This window comes from Saccharothrix espanaensis DSM 44229 (genome assembly GCF_000328705.1).
Classification (GTDB): Bacteria; Actinomycetota; Actinomycetes; order Mycobacteriales; family Pseudonocardiaceae; genus Actinosynnema; species Actinosynnema espanaense.
Genome location: NC_019673.1, coordinates 6,884,266 through 6,899,947, shown reverse-complemented (window position 1 = coordinate 6,899,947; position 15,682 = coordinate 6,884,266). Strand labels below are relative to the sequence as shown.

Sequence of the window (15,682 nt, the reverse complement as noted above, 5' to 3'; positions counted from 1 at the left end):
GTAGTCGTCGGTGACGGTGAGTCGGCGCTGGCGTCGCCCGAGTGAATGCCCTCGGTGCCGACGCTTGATCTTGTGCCCGGCGGCGCGGCCATCGCCGGCTGAGCGGTTTGCACTCGCGTACGCGGACGAGCGTGGTGAGCAGCGCGTTCGTCTCACCGAAGCGTGCTCCGTGCCGTTCGAGCACTGCGTGCCGGCGCGCGGTTTCCCGTACAAGGGGCAGCGGCATCACGTCGGGCGCCGGTGGACGGCGACGACGGGTTCGGTGGGCTACGAGTCGTGGCCGGATCGACACCGGCTGGTCCTGCTGGACTTCGATCCCGAGGTAGTGGGAATCGCCTCCCAGCCGTTCTGGCTGGTCTGGGCCACAGAGGAGGTCCGCTCACACGCTCCGGACTACATCGCTCGCCTGGCCGAAGGCTCCGCGCTGTTGATGGCCGCCGCGGACTTCGTCGTCCTGGAGGGCATCAGCCTGGCCGTCATGGAGCCGTTCGGGCTGCTGGAGTTCCTGCCCGCGGAGGTTGTTGCCGAGGCCGAACGCCGGCGCGACCACCTCGTGGAGATCGAGACCGGGCTGTGCCCGGCGCTACGCCGGGCACAGCCGCACGCCCTGGCACGCACAGGTGAGGGCGGGAAGACGTGCGCAGCAGCGGCCGGCCGGCACGCAAAGCACGCGCTCTCCACACCGACGAGAGGATGACCGACGGAACGGGACCGGCCTCCAGTTCTCCTACCGTCGACCGGCTCGCCACCTCGTCTACCCGAGCACCCTTGGATGAGCCGTCAGTACCGTGACGTCTTGCTTCACTGATACCTGGGTTCTGACGGTCCGGTATCCGATCGCCTCGTTGACCCGGATCATGTGCGCGTTGTCCGCGCTCGTCGTGGTGTAGAAACGCTCGATGTCAGGTCGATCGGCCAGCAATCGCCGTGCCATGTGCGCCTTGATGCACCGACCGAGCCCGTGTCCGCGGTGTGCGCCCAACACCGACGTCTCCCGCTGCGACGCCCAGAACGGCCGGTGCGGCCGCACCTCGACCTCGGTGACGCCGACGACGTCGCCGGACTCTTCGTGCACCGCCACCACCATCCGCTGCTCGACACCACGGGCGCGCAAGTCGGCCTCGGCCTCTCGCACCCGGTCGCGGTTCCACAGCGGAGCCTGGAAGTCGATGTCACCGAAGGGTGCGTCGCGCAACGTGTTCCGCGCATGGGCGAAGGACTCCAGCAGTGCACCAGGCGCCGCGCCGACCCAGTCCTGAACTCGGTAACCGGCGGGCACCGGAACGTCCCAGGTCGACCGATCGACATCGGCCACCGGCAACAGTTGCAGAACCATCGTGTTGACGACCCGGAACCCCACTGAGGTGGCCCAGTGCTCACCGGCGCCGCCGCTGGTGATCTCCCACCCTTCGACGACAGTCCGGCCTTCCAGCCGGGGGAGCAGGTCCCGCAGGAACGCCGTGCCGATCCCCATACGACGCAGTCGCGGATGCACTGTGATCGTCACCAACGCGAGATGGCTGTTCTCCGCGTCCGGAAGGTTCACGAACGCGACGGCCACGATCTCGCTGTCGCGTCGCGCAACCCAGTACCGGCGCGGACCGAACCCGGCCGGCGGGCTCCGCAGACCCCCCACGAGCGCCTCGAACGTCACGGGCACCTCGTCCGGCCGATCGACTGCCTGTGCCGCCAGCACTACCCGGTGAACGCTCCGCAGTTCTTCTTCCGTCGTCGCCCCGATGTCGAACAGCTCAACCCCCATGAAGGCCATTGTGCCGAAACCGGCTGCTGTCACGCCACGCGATCCGTGACTGTCGGGGCGCCGTCCGAGCGATCCACCGCTGGGTCTTCGTCCCGTTCACGTCGGTTCCACACCGACCGTCTCGGCGGCGCACCGGATAGCACCCAGCTCGATGCCGTTGATCGCCCGTTCGACCAACTCGGTGAGCCACTCGGCGTCAGGCTCTGCGTCGGGCCCGGTGCTCGGGTCGGCGTCCGGATCCAGCAGGTGGGCGCCGAGCAGGGCCGGTCCGGTGCCTGCCCGGACAGCGGCGACGAGCTGAACGCCGCGTCACCGAGCAGCCCCACCGGCCGCTGGACCAGCGGTCCATCACCACCTGGGTGACTTGATTGAGGAAGAACTCCGGGGTGTCGTCCAGGTGCGCGTGGATGCGCCGGGTCGAGCAGCCGAAGCCGGCCTTCTGCTCGCGCAGCAGGCGTTCGGGGCCTGGACGTCGGGGTGGTCGACGTCCAGGCCGGCCGAGGCGAAGGGGAACACCGCGAACACCACCGCCCGCAGCGCGGAGTGCAGCCCGTCCGCCCCGATCACCAGGTCGACGCGCCGGCTGGGCTCCTCGCGGGTTCCGTCCCGCGTTCGTGCGCTGTCTCGGCGTTCGCACGTGGAGCGGGCGCGGCCTGCACCGGCGGATCGTGATGTTGTTTGGGTGATCTTGCCCGCTGCGGGCCTGTGGGTGACGGTTGGTCGACCACACCTCCGGCGACGGGGAAGTGGCCGCCGGTCGAAGGTCTTCTCCCGCGGCGATGGTGCCTCGGGGCTCGTCGCGACAGCCCGCGATGATCGCGTCCGCTGTCGGGAGGAGGTCGTCGAGGTGGTCGTTCCTTCGAGTCGGACGGCTCGGTCGAAACCGCTGGTGCGGGCCCCACGGGTGCGCGCCGGGCTTCGGCGGGCCGGGCGGTGGCGTCGCGACCGCGCACCCCGGATCTGGAAGCCGGTCCGGGCGGCCCTCGTGGTGCTGGAGGGTGTCGTGGCACCGCTGAAGGGGGATGTCGCCCTCGCCGTGACGGCGAGGGCGCTCATCGTGGTCGGTGACACGGTCGTCGACGCTGGCAGGCATGAGCGACCGTGACACCGGAGGTCCGGCCGCCGCGAGGCGGCCGGACCGTCCCCCTCACAGGGAACAGCACCGACCGGCACGAGCCAAGTGGTGTCCGCCCGGCACTACCGTCAGGGGCGGCACGAAAGCGGTTTCGTTGCGGTGAATCAGGAGGGGGCCGCGGGTGACGACTCCTACCGGCGACACCTGCCAGGTCTGCGGCGGGCCGCTGCCGGACTCGACCGAGACGGGGCGACCGCGCAAGTTCTGCTCGGACCGGTGCCGCTCGCGCGCCCACCGCGTCCGCAAGCACGAGACCGGACGAGCCGCGGCTCGGCAGGCCCGGCAGTGCGACGTCGAGGTCGCCGGGCACCGGTGCGAACGGGCCGCCGCGTTCGTGCTCACGGTGGACGGGCGCGAGCTCAAGGTCTGCCCCGCGTGCCGGGAACTGGCGCTGGCGTTCCTGGTCGGCCAGGGGGCGTCGGCGACGGCGGTGGAGGCACGGCCCGTCGCCGGTGCGGCCACCGGACCGGCGCGGGCCGCACCGGGACAGCAGGGGCAGGGACGGGTGCTGGTCATCGAGGACGACGCCCGGGTGATCGACGCGCTGAGCACGATCCTGCGGCAGCGGGGGTACGAGGTCGTCGCGGCCCGGGACGGCCGAACGGGGCTGCGCGAGGCGTTGACCCGGCGACCCGACCTGGTGCTGCTCGACCTCGGCCTGCCCGACATCGACGGGATCACGTTGCTGCGCACGCTCCGCGCCGCGAGCGACGTCCCGGTGGTCGTCGTGACGGCGCGCGGCGAGATCGACGACATCGCCCTCGGCCTCGACATCGGGGCCGACGACTACATCGTCAAACCCTGCGACGTCGGCGAACTGCTGGCCCGCATCCGCCGGGCCATGCGGGCGGCGACTGCCCCGACCGGGCAGGTCTACGACGACGGGGTCCTGCGGGTGGACCTCCGCCTCTCGGAGGTCAGCGTCGGCGGCACCGCGATCACGTTGTCGCGCCGCGAGTTCCGGTTGGTCGAGTTCCTCGTCCGGTCGGCCGGCACCGTCCAGTCGCTCGACGCGATCATCGCGCACGTGTGGGCGGACGCCGGGGTGGTGGCCTCCCACAAGCGGCACTTGACGGTCCTGGTCAGCGTGCTGCGCTCGAAGCTCGCCGGCGCCGGCCTGTCGGTCGCCACGATCGTCACCGCGCACGGCCTCGGCTACTACTACCAACCTCCGAACCGGCCGGCACCAAGCCCCCGGATCGGTTTCGGCCACGCCGAGCGGCTCCTGGCCCTGTCCGACGAGCGGGCCCCCGCCGCGCGGCCGGACGACGACCCGTCACCTGCGCCGGCCGGATCGGCGGAGTAGGCCGGTCAGACGGCTTCCAGGACGAAGAACAGGAAGCACATGAAGGCCCCGGAGGGGAACTTCGCGAGCTCCTCGGGGAAGAGTTCGCGGGCATCCGGTGACGGGTGCGGCTCGCTGATGACCGACGTGCGGAAGCCGGCGGCGGTGAACGCGTCGGTCATCGCGTGCAGCGGGCGGTGCCAGAACGTGAGCACGGCCTGCTGGCCGCCGAAGGTGTCCTCGGCGGACCACTTGCTGATCGCGAAGTAGTCGGCTTCGGGGTGCTGCATCTTCAGCATGACGGGGTGGTTGACGACCACGATCAGCCGGCCGCCGGGCTTGAGCACGCGCCGCAGCTCGGCCAGCGGCGCGGACCAGTCTTCCAGGTAGTGCAGCACCAGCGACGCGACGACGTCGTCGAACGCGGCGTCGGGGTACGGCAGCGGGGCGGCGATGTCGGCGACCCGCAGGTCCACGTCGTCGCCGAGCCGCCGCCGGGCCAGTTCCACCATCTTGGTGCTGCGGTCGAAGCCGGCCACGACGGCACCCCGGTCGCGCAGCGCCGCGGCGGTGGCACCGGCTCCGCAGCCGGCGTCGAGGACCCGCCGACCGGTCACGTCACCGGCCAGGTCGAGGACCGCGGGCCGGGTGTAGTGGGCGTTGATCAGGTTGGTCTCGTTCTCGGCCGTGTACCCCTCGGCGAAGCTGTCGTAGTCGTTCTTCACGGCGGCGTTCGCTGCGGCGACGTTCGCCGCGGTGGTGCTTCTGGGGGCGACGTCGGTGGCTCCGGCAGGGCCCTGGTGATCGGCAGGCATGGCTCCCATAGTGCCGAGTGATCGACGGGCGTGCCACGAACTCCCCCGGCCACCGGGCCGTGATCAGCCGCGCAGCACCCGGTCGACGTGCGCGGCCAGGCCGGCCGGTGCCACGACCGTGGTCAGCGGCGAGTCGGCGATCAGCGCCGCCCCGGGGCCGCTCGCCCCGGCGATCGCGTCGGCGGCCCGGCCGGTGCCGCGCACCACCACCAGCGGCCGCCCCAGGGCCAGGCTCGCCGTCGCGTCCTGGAAGGTGATGTCGCCGCCGTTGACCAGGACGGTGACCGTCGGCCGGCCCCCGGCGACCTCGGTCGCGATCGAGGCCAGCCACGGCGACTCGTCGCCCCAGCGCTCGCCCGGCACCCGCACGATCGCCGTGTGGTGGGGCTCGACCACCGCCGGCACGCCCTCGGCCACGACGCCGATCAGCGGGAACCGGCCGTGCCGCCGCGCCCGCGCCCGGCCGATGGCCCGCATGGCGCCGCTGTCGGTGCCGCCGTCCACCACCGCGGCGCCCAGCGCGTCCAGCACCGGCACCAGGTCGGCGAACACGTCGCACAGCCGGGCGAGTTCGCCGGCCGCCATCCCGTCCGCGCCGCCGACCAGCACCAGCACCGGCCGCCCGGACGGCAGTCCCGGCAGCGGCCCGCCCGCGGGCGACGTGACGCGCATGATCGGCAACGCTACCGGCGGGCCGGGTCGCGGTGTCGGCCTTACCCTCCGGGGATGGACCTCCCCCGAGGACTCGTCGTGCTGCTGGGCACGGCCGCCGCGGTGATCGCGGGTGCCGGGATCATGGCGGTGTCGTGGCTGGTCGGCCCGGTGTTCCTGGCGCTCACGCTGGTCATCGCGGTCAGCCCGGTGCACGGCCGGCTGCGCCGCCGGGGACTGCCGAACTGGGTGGCCGCGACCGCGCTGGTGATCGGCGTCTACGCCATCCTGCTGTCGCTGGTCGTCGTGCTCGTCGTGTCGGTGGCCCAGTTGGCGACCGAGGTGCCCCAGTACGCCGACCGGGCGCGGGACCTGGCCGACGCGGCGGCGAGCGAGCTGTCCCGGTTCGGCGTGGGCGCGCAGGAGTTGCGCAAGGTCGCCGACAGCCTCGACGTGGGCAAGGTGGCGGGCATCCTCGGCACCGTGCTGAGCAGCGTGGGCGGCCTCGCCTCGAACATCGTGTTCCTGTTGTGCCTGCTGCTGTTCCTCAGCGTCGACGCGGGCAGCACCGGCGCGCGGATGGCGGTGATCGCCGCCGACCGGCCGGAGGTCGCGGCGGCGCTGGCGAAGTTCGCCGCCGGCACCCGCAGCTACCTGGTGGTGTCGACGGTCTTCGGGCTGATCGTCGCGGTGCTCGACGGCGTCGCCCTGGCGATCATCGGCATCCCGCTGCCGATCCTGTGGGCGCTGCTGGCGTTCATCACCAACTACATCCCCAACGTGGGATTCGTGCTCGGTCTGCTGCCGCCGGTCGTGCTGGCGCTGCTGGAGGGCGGCTGGCAGACCGCGGTGTGGGTGGTCGTGATCTACAGCGTGCTGAACTTCGTGGTGCAGACCCTGATCCAGCCCCGGTTCGTCGGCGACTCGGTGGGCCTGTCGGCCACCGTCACGTTCCTGGCGCTGCTGTTCTGGGCGTGGCTGATCGGTCCGCTCGGCGCGGTGCTGGCGATCCCGCTCACCCTGCTGGTGAAGCTGCTGCTGGTCGACGTCGATCCGAAAGCCCGCTGGGCCGACGCCTTCCTCACCGCGCGAGTGCGACCGGAATAGACCTGTCGGCCGCCGGGGGAATATCCGGCTGGGTGCAGACGCGACCGGAGTCGTTCGGGCATCATGCGGTGAGGTGGACGAACGTGGGGAGGCGGTCGGCGTGGCAGCACTTTCTCCGGCGGAACTGCCGTCGCGGGTGCTCAAGCTCACCGGGATACCGTTGTCGGAACTCCGAGATCTCCGCGAACCGTCCTTCCAGCAGGCGGTCCGGCGGACGGAGTGCCTGGTCCGGGCCGGTGCGCACGGGGTGGCGGTCCAGGTACAGCGTGACTGATGAGGAAGCGGGCCGGGGACGGCTGACGACGCACGGCCTGCCGCGTTCCGTCTTCGACCAGATCTGTTCCGGACCGGTGTCGAGAAGCGGAATCGCACTATTGCGGGAAAGTCAGCACAGCCTTCGCAGACTGCGCTTGCGGACATTCGCGGGGGCGGTGGAATCACCGGCGGGGCTCGGACCGTTCGCCGATGTCGACCGGGCGTGGACGTTGCTCGCGGAAGCCGAGCGAATCGCGCCCGACATGGTCGAGGACTTGCTGATGCTGCCGTCGGTGGGCGTGTGGCTCACCCGCGTGCTGCGCCACGCGCTGGGCAGCGCCCCCGACGCGACGCCGATGCCCGCCGAGGTCGGCGGTTTCCACGCGCTGGCCGCCGCGGCGGCCGTCCGCGTCGGGCTGCGGTGCGAGATCCCGGTGCCCGTCGTGCACGGCGCGGTCACCCTGCCGTCGGTCGGGGTGTACCGGCCGGCGACCGGTTTCCCGGTCGGCCACGTGGTGCTGCGGCACGACGCCCCGGGCGTCACCCTCGCCGCGCTGGGCGCGACGGTCCCCGCGACGTTCGAACCCGTGAAGCGGCACCGGAGTTCGGTGCGCGGGCAGGCCGTCGAACTGATCTTCGACGACCTCGACCCGTACCGCGAGTTCGGCGCACCGGTACCGCCCCGCCCGCTGGGCGAGGCCGAGTGCGCCGAGTGGCGCAAGCTGATGGACGAGGCGTGGGACCTGCTGACCCACGCGCACCCCGGCTGGGCGGAGGAGCTGGCTGCCTGCCTGTCCACGATCGTCCCGCTGGACGCCGACCGCAACGTGTTCGCCGCGTCGTCCACCGCGGCGTTCGGCGCGGTCGCGATGTCGCCCAAGCGGTCGGCCACGCAGTTCGGCGAGGCCCTCGTGCACGAGTTGCAGCACTCCAAGGTCAACGCGCTGATGGACCTGGTGGACCTCCACGACGGCAGTGGGCAGGAGCGGTTCTACGCGCCGTGGCGCGACGACCCCCGGCCCGTCGCGGGCCTGCTGCACGGCGTCTACGCCTTCGTCACGGTCGTCGAGTACTGGAACGTGCAGCGCCGTCACCTGTCGTCGGACGAGCCCGAGGCCCACGCGCACTTCAGCTACGCACTGCGCGCCCACCAGGTGGGGGAGGCCGTCCGCACGCTGCGCGGTCTGACCGAGCTGACCGACCTCGGCCGCGAGTTCGCCGCCGCGGCCTCCGTCCGGCTCGCCGCGGCCGCGCCGACCGACCTGCCCGACGGGCTCGCGGAGTCGGTCGCGATGATCACCGACACCCACCGCGCCACGTGGCGGCTGCGCCACGCCCGCCCGGACCGGGCGGCGGTCGTCGCCCTGGCCGACGCGTGGTCCCGGGGCGGACGGCCCGCGCCGGTGCCGGAGTCCCACGTCGAGCCGTCCTCCGGCACGGGCACGTCCGCGCTGGAGGCGTTGCTCAGGCTGCGCGTGCTGGACCCCTACCGGGCCGGGAAGGTCGCCGACCGGCACGGCCCCGACGTCGCGCTGGTGCTCGGCGACCGCGCCGCCGCGACCGCCGGCTACCTCGCGCGCCTGCGCGTCACGCCCGGCGACGCGGCCGCGTGGGTCGGGCTCGGCGTCGCCCTGCGGTCGGCCGCCCTGCGGCTGCGCCCGGAGCTGGTCCGGGCGGTGCACCACCGGGTCGCGACGAGGTCGGGCGCGGCACCCGACCCGGCGGACCTGGCGGCCTGGTTCGACCAGGCCGCCGGCTGACCGGTGCTCACAACTGCATGGTGTCGCTGTCGCAGTTCGCCCGGACGTGCTGGGTGGCCGCCACCACGGCCGGGTGGTTGTCGCCGAGCACGGTGCGCAGGCTCTGGACGGTCTTGCTGTGCAGCAGGGCGGCTTCGTCGTCCTCGCCCAGCGCCGCCAGGTCGAGCGCCAGGTTGAGCGCCACCGCCAGCGTCGACGGGTGGTCGGGACCCAGCACCCGCTCCGACCGCGCCTTGGTCGCCACGTCCAGCGACCGCGCCTCGGCGTGCTCGCCCTTCGCCGCCAGGTCGCTGGCCAGGTTCGTCGCCGCGATCAGCGTCGTCGGGTGGTCCCCGCCGAACAGGTCGAGCAGCGCCGCGTGGGTCTGCCGGTCGAGCGCCAGCGCCTCGTCCGGTTCACCGTGCAGGCGCAGGATCACGGCCAGGTTGAGCGCGGCGACCAGGGTGAACAGGTGGCCCGGGGTCATCAGCGCCTGGAACCGCTCGTGGCTGCCCCGCGCCAGCTTCAGCGCCTCCTCCAGCTCGCCCAGGTGCCGCAGGTCGGTGGAGACGTTCATCTCCGCGGTGATGGTGTCCGCGTGGTCGTCCCCGTGCCGGCGGCGGTAGCGCGCGAGGCAGTCGCCGGAGTACTCGTTGGCCCGGTCGTGGAAGCCCGCCTTGCGCAGCGCCACCGACAGGTTGCGGGTCGCGCCGATCGACTGCGGGTTGTCCGGGCCCGCCACCTCCAGCAGGTAGTTGAGGCTGTCCTCCTGCTGCCTGGCCGCCTCCAGGTACTGCCCGCACTCGCGCAGGTCCATGCAGTAGGCGTTGCGGGAGCCGAACGTCTGGAGGTGGTTCGCGCCCAGCACGGCACCGCGCCGCCGCATGATGGCCTGGTCCAGCTCACGGGCCTGCTCGTACTGGCCCATGATGCGGTAGCAGCCCGCCAGGTTGAAGCCGTAGTTCAACGTCCCCGGGTCGTCCGCGCCGAGGATGGCGCCCGCCCGCTCGTAGACCTCCTGCTGGAGCCGGAGCTCCTCGGCGAAGCGGCCTTCGCTGCGGTAGTCGGCCGCCACGGTGTCCAGCATCCCGAGGTACTGCTCGTCCTCCTCGCCGACGACCTCGCGGACCAGTTCCCGGGTCCGCTCGTTGAGGGTGCGGGCCTCGCTCACGAAACCGAGCCGGCGCAGGGCGATCGCGTACCGCCGGCTGATCTCCAGGGTGTCCCGGTCGCGCTCGCCCAGGGCCTCGGTCCAGCACTCCTTGGCCTGGCCCGCGAGGTCGCGGGCGGCACCGAAGTCACCGATCCGGAGCAGGTAGCGGACCAGGTTGATGACCAGCACCCGGACCCACTTGTCCTTGCTCTCCACCGCGCGCGACACGAGGGCGTGCGGGAGCAGTTCGGCGTAGCGGGGCCAGTTGGCGGCGGCGTCCGGGTCTCCGGGGTCGCCGTTGACCAGCAGCACGTGCACTGCGTGCCTCATCTCGTCTTGCTCGGACGGGCTCAACTTGTTCTTCAGCACCGTCTGCACCAACCGGTGCAACTGGAGCGCGTTGTTGCGGTGGTCGATCTTGGCGAGGCTGTAGCGGGTGATCTCCTTGACCGCGCGACTGATCTTGATGGGATCGCCGAACGCCTGGGCGAGCGCTTCGGGGACCGGTACGTCGCGGGCCCCCCGGAACAGCTTCTGGGAGATCGGTTCGGGCCCGAAGAACGCGCACACCTGGAGCAGCTGGAGGGCCGCGGGCTGTTCGGTGGCCAGTTTGTTGAGCGGCACGTTCCACGCCGCCGCGACCGGCAGCTGGTCGGTCGCCTGCGGATCCGCCTCCAGCAGTTCGGTGCGGTTCTGCTCCAGCAGGTCGAGGTACTCGGCCACCTGCATCCCGGTCTGCGCGCGCCAGGCCGCGGCCTGCTCGACCGCCAGCGGCAGGTCGCCCAGCGCCTCGGCCAGCGCGTCGGCCTCGGTGTCCTCGATCCCGCCGCCGCGCCGGCGCAGCAGCTCGATGCTCTCGTGGCGGGTGAACAGGTCGACCTCGACCGGGCGGGCGAACCCCTCCCACGCGGAGTTGCGGGAGGTCACGATGATGTGACCGGCCCCGGCCGGGAAGAACTGGCGCACGTCCTGCGGCCGGTCGGCGTTGTCGAACACCAGGACCCAGCGCTGGTGCGGCACGCCCTTGCGCAACGCCTCGCGCACGGCGGGCACCGCCGCCTCGGCGGTGCCCGACCCGGCCACGCCCAGCTTCTTCGCCAGTTCGACGAAGCTGTTGCGGATCTGCGCCGGGTGCTCGGCCGGGATCCACCAGACCACGTCGTACTCGGCGGAGTGCCGGTACAGGTACTCGACCACCGTCTGCGACTTGCCGACGCCGCCGAGCCCGTGCAGCGCTTCCGGCAGCACCGCCGTGGTGCCCGACTCGCTCAACCGCGTCCGGAGGTCCTCCAGCAGTTGTTCCCGCCCGACGAAGATCGGGTTGCGCAACGGGATCTGTCCCCAGATCTGGGGCTGGAGCGCGGCCGGGCGGCGCTCGGGCACCGGGTCGGTGGTGATGCCGGGAGCGGTCATTGTCTCTTCTCCTCCGGACGGCTGCGCAGTCTCGTCGACTGGTGACCGCGGCTCGGTTGTGGTCAAGTCGTTGTTCTCCCGATTCGCCGAACTTCCTGCTGGTCGACTTCCGCCCGGGACGACCGGGGTCGCTAACCCCAGTGCCTCGCGGAGGCGTTTCGACCTGGGCAGGTAAGGGCCGGAGAGGGCGCGCAGCACTGCCTCCTGGACCAGCAGGAACGGCGTGGAGTCGGGCGTGGCCTCGGGGGTGTCGATCGTCGGGTCGTCCACCGCGGCGCGGTAGGCGCGCAGGGCCGGGATCGCGGATCCCGCGTAGTCGTCCAGGACCCGCGCCACCCGCGCCGTGCTGCCGCGGCGGCCGATGGCCAGCAGCTCGCTGCGCACGTCGTCGTGGAAGTCGTAGGCGACCGCGCTCGGGTCGCGGCCGTCGCCGGGCAGCTTGGTCAGCAGGCCGCCGAGCATCACCTCGGCGAGCACCGAGAGGTCCGCGCCCGGCAGCAGCACCCGCTGGACCAGCGTCATCAGCCGGGGCGCGAGCGGGGTGGCGGCCAGCAGCCCGGCCAGCTCCACCGCGTCGGTCGAGGCGTAGGACCGGAACCGGCGGACCCGCTGGGCGGCGGTGACCGGCTCGTCGTCGGGCAGTTCCGAGGGCGGTATCTCGGTCTGCGGACCGACCAGCGCCGCGGTCGTCTCCACCCACTCCGCGCCGGGCGAGGTGAGCAGCCGCGCCCAGCCCGCCATCCAGTCCTCGGCCAGGCCCAGCACCGGCACCGGGATGACGTCGGAGTCGGTCTTGCCCGCGACCCGCAGCGCCCGGTTCGGGCAGCCGGGGCGCGGCGCGGACAACCGCATCCGCCGCGTGGGCAGCCCGCCGAGCTGCCACAGCCGGTGCGCGAGCGTCTGGACCACGGCCACCGGCGCGCGGATCCCGTACTCGTGCAGCACGTGGCCGACGGCTCCGGTGTGCCAGCCCTCGGCGACGGTGTCGGTCAGCACCAGGACGATCCGGTTGCCGGTCGGCTCGACCAGGTGCCGCCAGTGGTGCCGGGCGCCGCCCTCGCTGCGCAGCGTCAGCCGGTCGGGGTCCGCGTGGGCCGAGTCGAGCCGGTAGGTGCGGATGTTGCGGAACGCTCCCTGGTGATCGAGCAGCGAGCGGAACTCGGTGACGGTCGGCTCCCAGATGTCCGGCGCCACCACCGTGTCCACGACGAGCGCCACCTCGAAGCGGTGCCACGGCGCGGGGCGGCACTCCGGGATCCACAGCGAGTCCTGCGCGGCCCGCACCGCGGTCTTCTCCTCGTCCACCACGACCCGCCACGGCGACGGGGACCGGTGGCGCGCCAAGGGCCGCAGTGCGCGGCTGATGCCGTGCCGGTCGGGCAGTCCGGGCAGGGTCGGCCAGCCCGCGGCGGCCGTCGGCGCGCCGTCCGCGCGGTCGGGCGCGGGGTCGGCGGGCGGCAACGACAGCGGCCCGCGGGCCCAGTCCCGCTGGGCGCGCGGCTCGGGGAGGGTTTCCGGGACTCCCGGGTCGGCGGGGTCGTCGGGTTCCGTGGCAGCCTCCTCGGAACGCGGTGGCTGTTCCTGGGGTGCCGGGTCCGCCACCGCGTCCGGGGCGGAGGGGTCGGGTGGAGCCGGACGCGCTGCACGGTCGGCGGTCTCGACCAACCTGGTGGCCAGCCAGACGGCGTCCCGGACCTCGTGGAGGCTGAGGTCCGAGGTGCTCGACCGTGCTGCCCGGCCCTTGGTCGCCTCCCAATGTTGGAGCAGGACGACATCGACCGCGGCGCTATCACGCGGTTGGGTCATCCGTGCTCCGCCGATAGTGGGTGCCAGAGCTTCAGGACGAGGCCGGCCCACTCACTGTCCGGCTCGTAGGTACCCGATGTGGTCAACCTGATGGCCATGTTGACGGCGTTGAGCAACTGGTCGGCCGCCAGCGGACCGGCCTCCGCCGCCCGCCGCTGGAACTCGTCGATGAACTGGTACACGTCGAGGTCGTGGTCGTGGCCGAAGTGCGAGGCGACCATCGCGGCCAGCCGGTCGCGGTCGGGCGCCTCCAGCTTGAGCGTCAGGCAGCGCCGCATGAACGCCGAGGGGAACTCGCGCTCGCCGTTGCTGGTGATGATCACGACGGGGAACTCCCGGCAGCGCACCCGCCCGTCGCGCACCGTCGCGTGGTGGCCGACGTCCGAGGTCAGCACGGTCACCTCGGACTGGGTCCGGGCGAACCGGACCAGCTCCGGGATCTCGTACTCGCCCTCCTCGAAGACGTTGAGCAGGTCGTTGGGCAGGTCGATGTCGCCCTTGTCGAGCTCGTCGATCAGCAGCACCCGGGGCAGGTCGGCCGCGAGCAGGGCGGTGCCCAGCGGGCCGAGGTGGATGTAGTCGCCGATGTCGGGCGTGCCGCCCAGGGCGTTGGACGCCTGGACGCGCGCGATCGCGTCGTAGAGGTACAGGCCGTCGTTGAGCATCGTGCGGCTCGTGATCGGCCACCGGAGCACCGGGCCGAGGCCCAGCTCGCGGGCGATCAGGTACGCCAGCGCCGACTTGCCGGTGCCGGGGTCTCCGGTGACCAGCAGCGGGCGGCGCAGGTAGAGGCACGAGTTGACCATCTCGACCTCGTGCGGGGCCGGGGTGCGCGGCACGCCGGGCACGTGGCCGACCTTGCGCGCGCCCTCGCCGCCGTCGTCGGTAGGCCGGGTGGCCTGGCCCGTCCCGGTGAACCGCCGCCACGGCGGGGGCTCGGGCAGCGCGGCGATCGGGTTCGCGGCGATCCCGCCGGTGCCGTGGTACAGCCACCAGCGCTTCACCCGACCGCCACCTCCTCCGGCGGCGCGGCCCGGTGGGGCAGGACCCGGCGCATGGGGTCGTCGTAGAGGACCGACAGCTCGCCGCACGGGTGCGCGACGTGGCGCTCGCCGAACGCGGTGGCGCGCGCCCGGCGCACCCGTTCGAGGAAGGGGTGGTCGTCGTCCTCGTCGTGCAGCAGGTAGTCCACCGCGCGGACGAAGCTCTTGTCCGGGCTGCTCTTGCGGTGCCAGAGGATCAGCGGGACGCCGGCCTTCACCGCCGAGGTGATCTCGTCCTGCGGCTCGGGGTCGGCCTTGGGCGGCCCGCTGAGCAGCAGGGCGACCACCTCGTGCCGGCGGCTGAGCATGGACCGCAGCTCGCGCACGCCGTCCTGGGTCGCGTCCTGGGCCCGGACGCACCCGTCGCGGTCGACCGGCCGGCAGGTGCGGGCCTGCCCGGCCAGGGCGCGCCACCGCCGGCGCCACACCCGCAGGTACTTGTCGTCGGAGTTGCGCTCCAGGCTGCGCACCACGACCTGGTAGCGGCTGCCGATCGGCTCCGGGACGGCCTCGTCGTTCTCGGCCGGCCACTGGTCGACGGCCAGGTTGATGTTGTCGCGGTCCAGGATGAACTCGATCCGGATGTCCGGTTCGAACGACGCCCAGTCGCGCTCCGCCTGCTCGACCAGGTCGGCGACGTGGGTCTGGATGGCCTCCAGCGGGCCCACCCGGTCGGTGGCGACCCGCGGCGACCACTCGGCGGTGATGCCGAGGTGCCGGGCCGGGGTGAGCCGGTAGAGGTCGCCGGACGGGCCCTCGCCGCGCAGCGCCAGCAGCAGGTAGGCGACCGTGCCGGGGGCCGGGGGCGAGTCGTCCGGCGGGTCGGTCCGCAGGCTCTCCCGCAGTGCGGCGACCTCGGCGGTGATCTCGCGCTTCGCCGCCTGCTCGTCGACCCAGAGCCGGAGTTCGATGGCCAGGTCTTTGCGCACTTTCACCGCGACGTGCTCGATGAACACGATCGGGCGAGGTATGCCGTCCGGCCGTGAATTGAGGTCCTCCAGGATCGAGAAGACCTCGAGGTAAGTGGTCGCCCGGCCCAGTCCGGAAGCGGCGTCGCCGGCGACCGCGCGGTAGATGTCCGCGATGTCGGGTACGACGATTCCGCCGAGCAACTTCAACAGCCTTGTCAGGTCGTCCGGTTCGAACAGGTCGAGGGTGTGCATCATGCCAATGTGCCGACGGAGGTCGTTCATCGGCCTCGTGTCGGGCTCCACCAGGCTCAGCACCCGCAGGAGCGCGACCAGGCGCCGGGGGCGTTCGGTGCAGTACTCGGCCAGGTGGGAAAGGTGGATCACCGCATTCGGGTGATTCGCTATCGTGAGCGGCTCTCGCAATTCATCGGCGAGCAGTCGGGTCACCGAAGACCGGGTTGTCGGATCGGCCAGCGAGGGGAGCTTCACCAAGGCCGTGACGAGCGGCAGAACCACACCTCTTTCCACCGTGTCGTCACTCGTGCGGATCATCCGACGGCCCCCTGTCGTCCTCATCCCTCGCCAGTCTGACAAATCTTCACCCAGC

11 protein-coding genes are annotated in these 15,682 nt (G+C 72.4%); 5 read left to right on the top strand and 6 right to left on the bottom strand.

The window, feature by feature from the left end; translation table 11 throughout:
- The first annotated feature begins 64 nt into the window (after nucleotides 1-64).
- Nucleotides 65-697 (top strand): hypothetical protein, encoded by a 633-nt coding sequence (locus tag BN6_RS42605; protein ID WP_148303084.1) that lies wholly within the window; start codon nucleotides 65-67, stop codon nucleotides 695-697.
- 57 nt (nucleotides 698-754) lie between these two features.
- Here the strand turns inward: BN6_RS42605 and BN6_RS29715 are convergent, their stop codons facing one another.
- Nucleotides 755-1,762: a GNAT family N-acetyltransferase gene (locus BN6_RS29715; protein ID WP_158509462.1), complete on the bottom strand. Its 1,008-nt coding sequence runs from the start codon at nucleotides 1,760-1,762 to the stop codon at nucleotides 755-757.
- A gap of 1,256 nt (nucleotides 1,763-3,018) precedes the next feature.
- Here BN6_RS29715 and BN6_RS42600 point away from each other — a divergent pair.
- A complete protein-coding gene (locus BN6_RS42600) occupies nucleotides 3,019-4,203 on the top strand; it encodes a response regulator transcription factor (protein WP_015103535.1) in 1,185 nt (394 codons plus the stop codon).
- 5 nt (nucleotides 4,204-4,208) lie between these two features.
- Here the strand turns inward: BN6_RS42600 and BN6_RS29700 are convergent, their stop codons facing one another.
- Both BN6_RS29700 and BN6_RS29695 read right to left on the bottom strand, forming a co-directional pair.
- Nucleotides 4,209-5,006 carry a class I SAM-dependent methyltransferase gene (locus BN6_RS29700; protein ID WP_015103534.1) on the bottom strand — a complete coding sequence of 266 codons (798 nt, stop codon included), beginning with the start codon at nucleotides 5,004-5,006 and terminating at the stop codon, nucleotides 4,209-4,211.
- A gap of 54 nt (nucleotides 5,007-5,060) precedes the next feature.
- Entirely contained in the window at nucleotides 5,061-5,669 is a 609-nt protein-coding gene (locus BN6_RS29695) for a hypothetical protein (protein ID WP_015103533.1), read from the bottom strand.
- Between the two features lie 54 nt (nucleotides 5,670-5,723).
- On the opposite strand from BN6_RS29695, the gene BN6_RS29690 reads away from it, so the two are divergent.
- The 3 genes from BN6_RS29690 to BN6_RS29685 all read left to right on the top strand — a co-directional run bounded on the left by BN6_RS29690 (nucleotide 5,724) and on the right by BN6_RS29685 (nucleotide 8,770).
- Nucleotides 5,724-6,755 (top strand): AI-2E family transporter, encoded by a 1,032-nt coding sequence (locus BN6_RS29690; RefSeq protein WP_051075790.1) that lies wholly within the window; start codon nucleotides 5,724-5,726, stop codon nucleotides 6,753-6,755.
- Between the two features lie 73 nt (nucleotides 6,756-6,828).
- Nucleotides 6,829-7,029 (top strand): hypothetical protein, encoded by a 201-nt coding sequence (locus tag BN6_RS47055; RefSeq protein ID WP_158509461.1) that lies wholly within the window; start codon nucleotides 6,829-6,831, stop codon nucleotides 7,027-7,029.
- A 157-nt stretch (nucleotides 7,030-7,186) separates the two neighbouring features.
- On the top strand, nucleotides 7,187-8,770 hold the full coding sequence (locus tag BN6_RS29685; protein ID WP_041314509.1) for an HEXXH motif domain-containing protein: 1,584 nt from the start codon (nucleotides 7,187-7,189) through the stop codon (nucleotides 8,768-8,770).
- 7 nt (nucleotides 8,771-8,777) lie between these two features.
- Here BN6_RS29685 and fxsT read toward each other — a convergent pair whose 3' ends face one another.
- The 3 genes from fxsT to BN6_RS29670 are packed head-to-tail and all read right to left on the bottom strand — an operon-like array spanning nucleotide 8,778 to nucleotide 15,627.
- A complete protein-coding gene (fxsT, locus tag BN6_RS29680) occupies nucleotides 8,778-13,121 on the bottom strand; it encodes an FxSxx-COOH system tetratricopeptide repeat protein (protein ID WP_015103530.1) in 4,344 nt (1,447 codons plus the stop codon).
- Nucleotides 13,118-14,125, bottom strand: a complete 1,008-nt coding sequence (locus tag BN6_RS29675) for an AAA family ATPase (RefSeq protein WP_015103529.1) — start codon at nucleotides 14,123-14,125, stop codon at nucleotides 13,118-13,120. The genes fxsT and BN6_RS29675 overlap by 4 nt, the downstream gene beginning before the upstream one ends.
- Complete coding sequence (locus BN6_RS29670; RefSeq protein ID WP_015103528.1) at nucleotides 14,122-15,627, bottom strand: VMAP-C domain-containing protein; 1,506 nt, start codon at nucleotides 15,625-15,627, stop codon at nucleotides 14,122-14,124. Before BN6_RS29670 ends, BN6_RS29675 begins: the two co-directional genes overlap by 4 nt.
- Between the last annotated feature and the right edge of the window lie 55 nt (nucleotides 15,628-15,682).

What these genes read in the sequence shown, in the direction of transcription:
- BN6_RS29715 (WP_158509462.1), bottom strand. Translation starts at nt 1,762, where the DNA reads ATGGGGGTTGAGCTGTTCGACATCGGGGCGACGACGGAAGAAGAACTG.
- BN6_RS29700 (WP_015103534.1), bottom strand. Translation starts at nt 5,006, where the DNA reads ATGGGAGCCATGCCTGCCGATCACCAGGGCCCTGCCGGAGCCACCGAC.
- BN6_RS29695 (WP_015103533.1), bottom strand. Translation starts at nt 5,669, where the DNA reads ATGCGCGTCACGTCGCCCGCGGGCGGGCCGCTGCCGGGACTGCCGTCC.
- BN6_RS29690 (WP_051075790.1), top strand. Translation starts at nt 5,724, where the DNA reads ATGGACCTCCCCCGAGGACTCGTCGTGCTGCTGGGCACGGCCGCCGCG.
- fxsT (WP_015103530.1), bottom strand. Translation starts at nt 13,121, where the DNA reads ATGACCCAACCGCGTGATAGCGCCGCGGTCGATGTCGTCCTGCTCCAA.
- BN6_RS29670 (WP_015103528.1), bottom strand. Translation starts at nt 15,627, where the DNA reads ATGATCCGCACGAGTGACGACACGGTGGAAAGAGGTGTGGTTCTGCCG.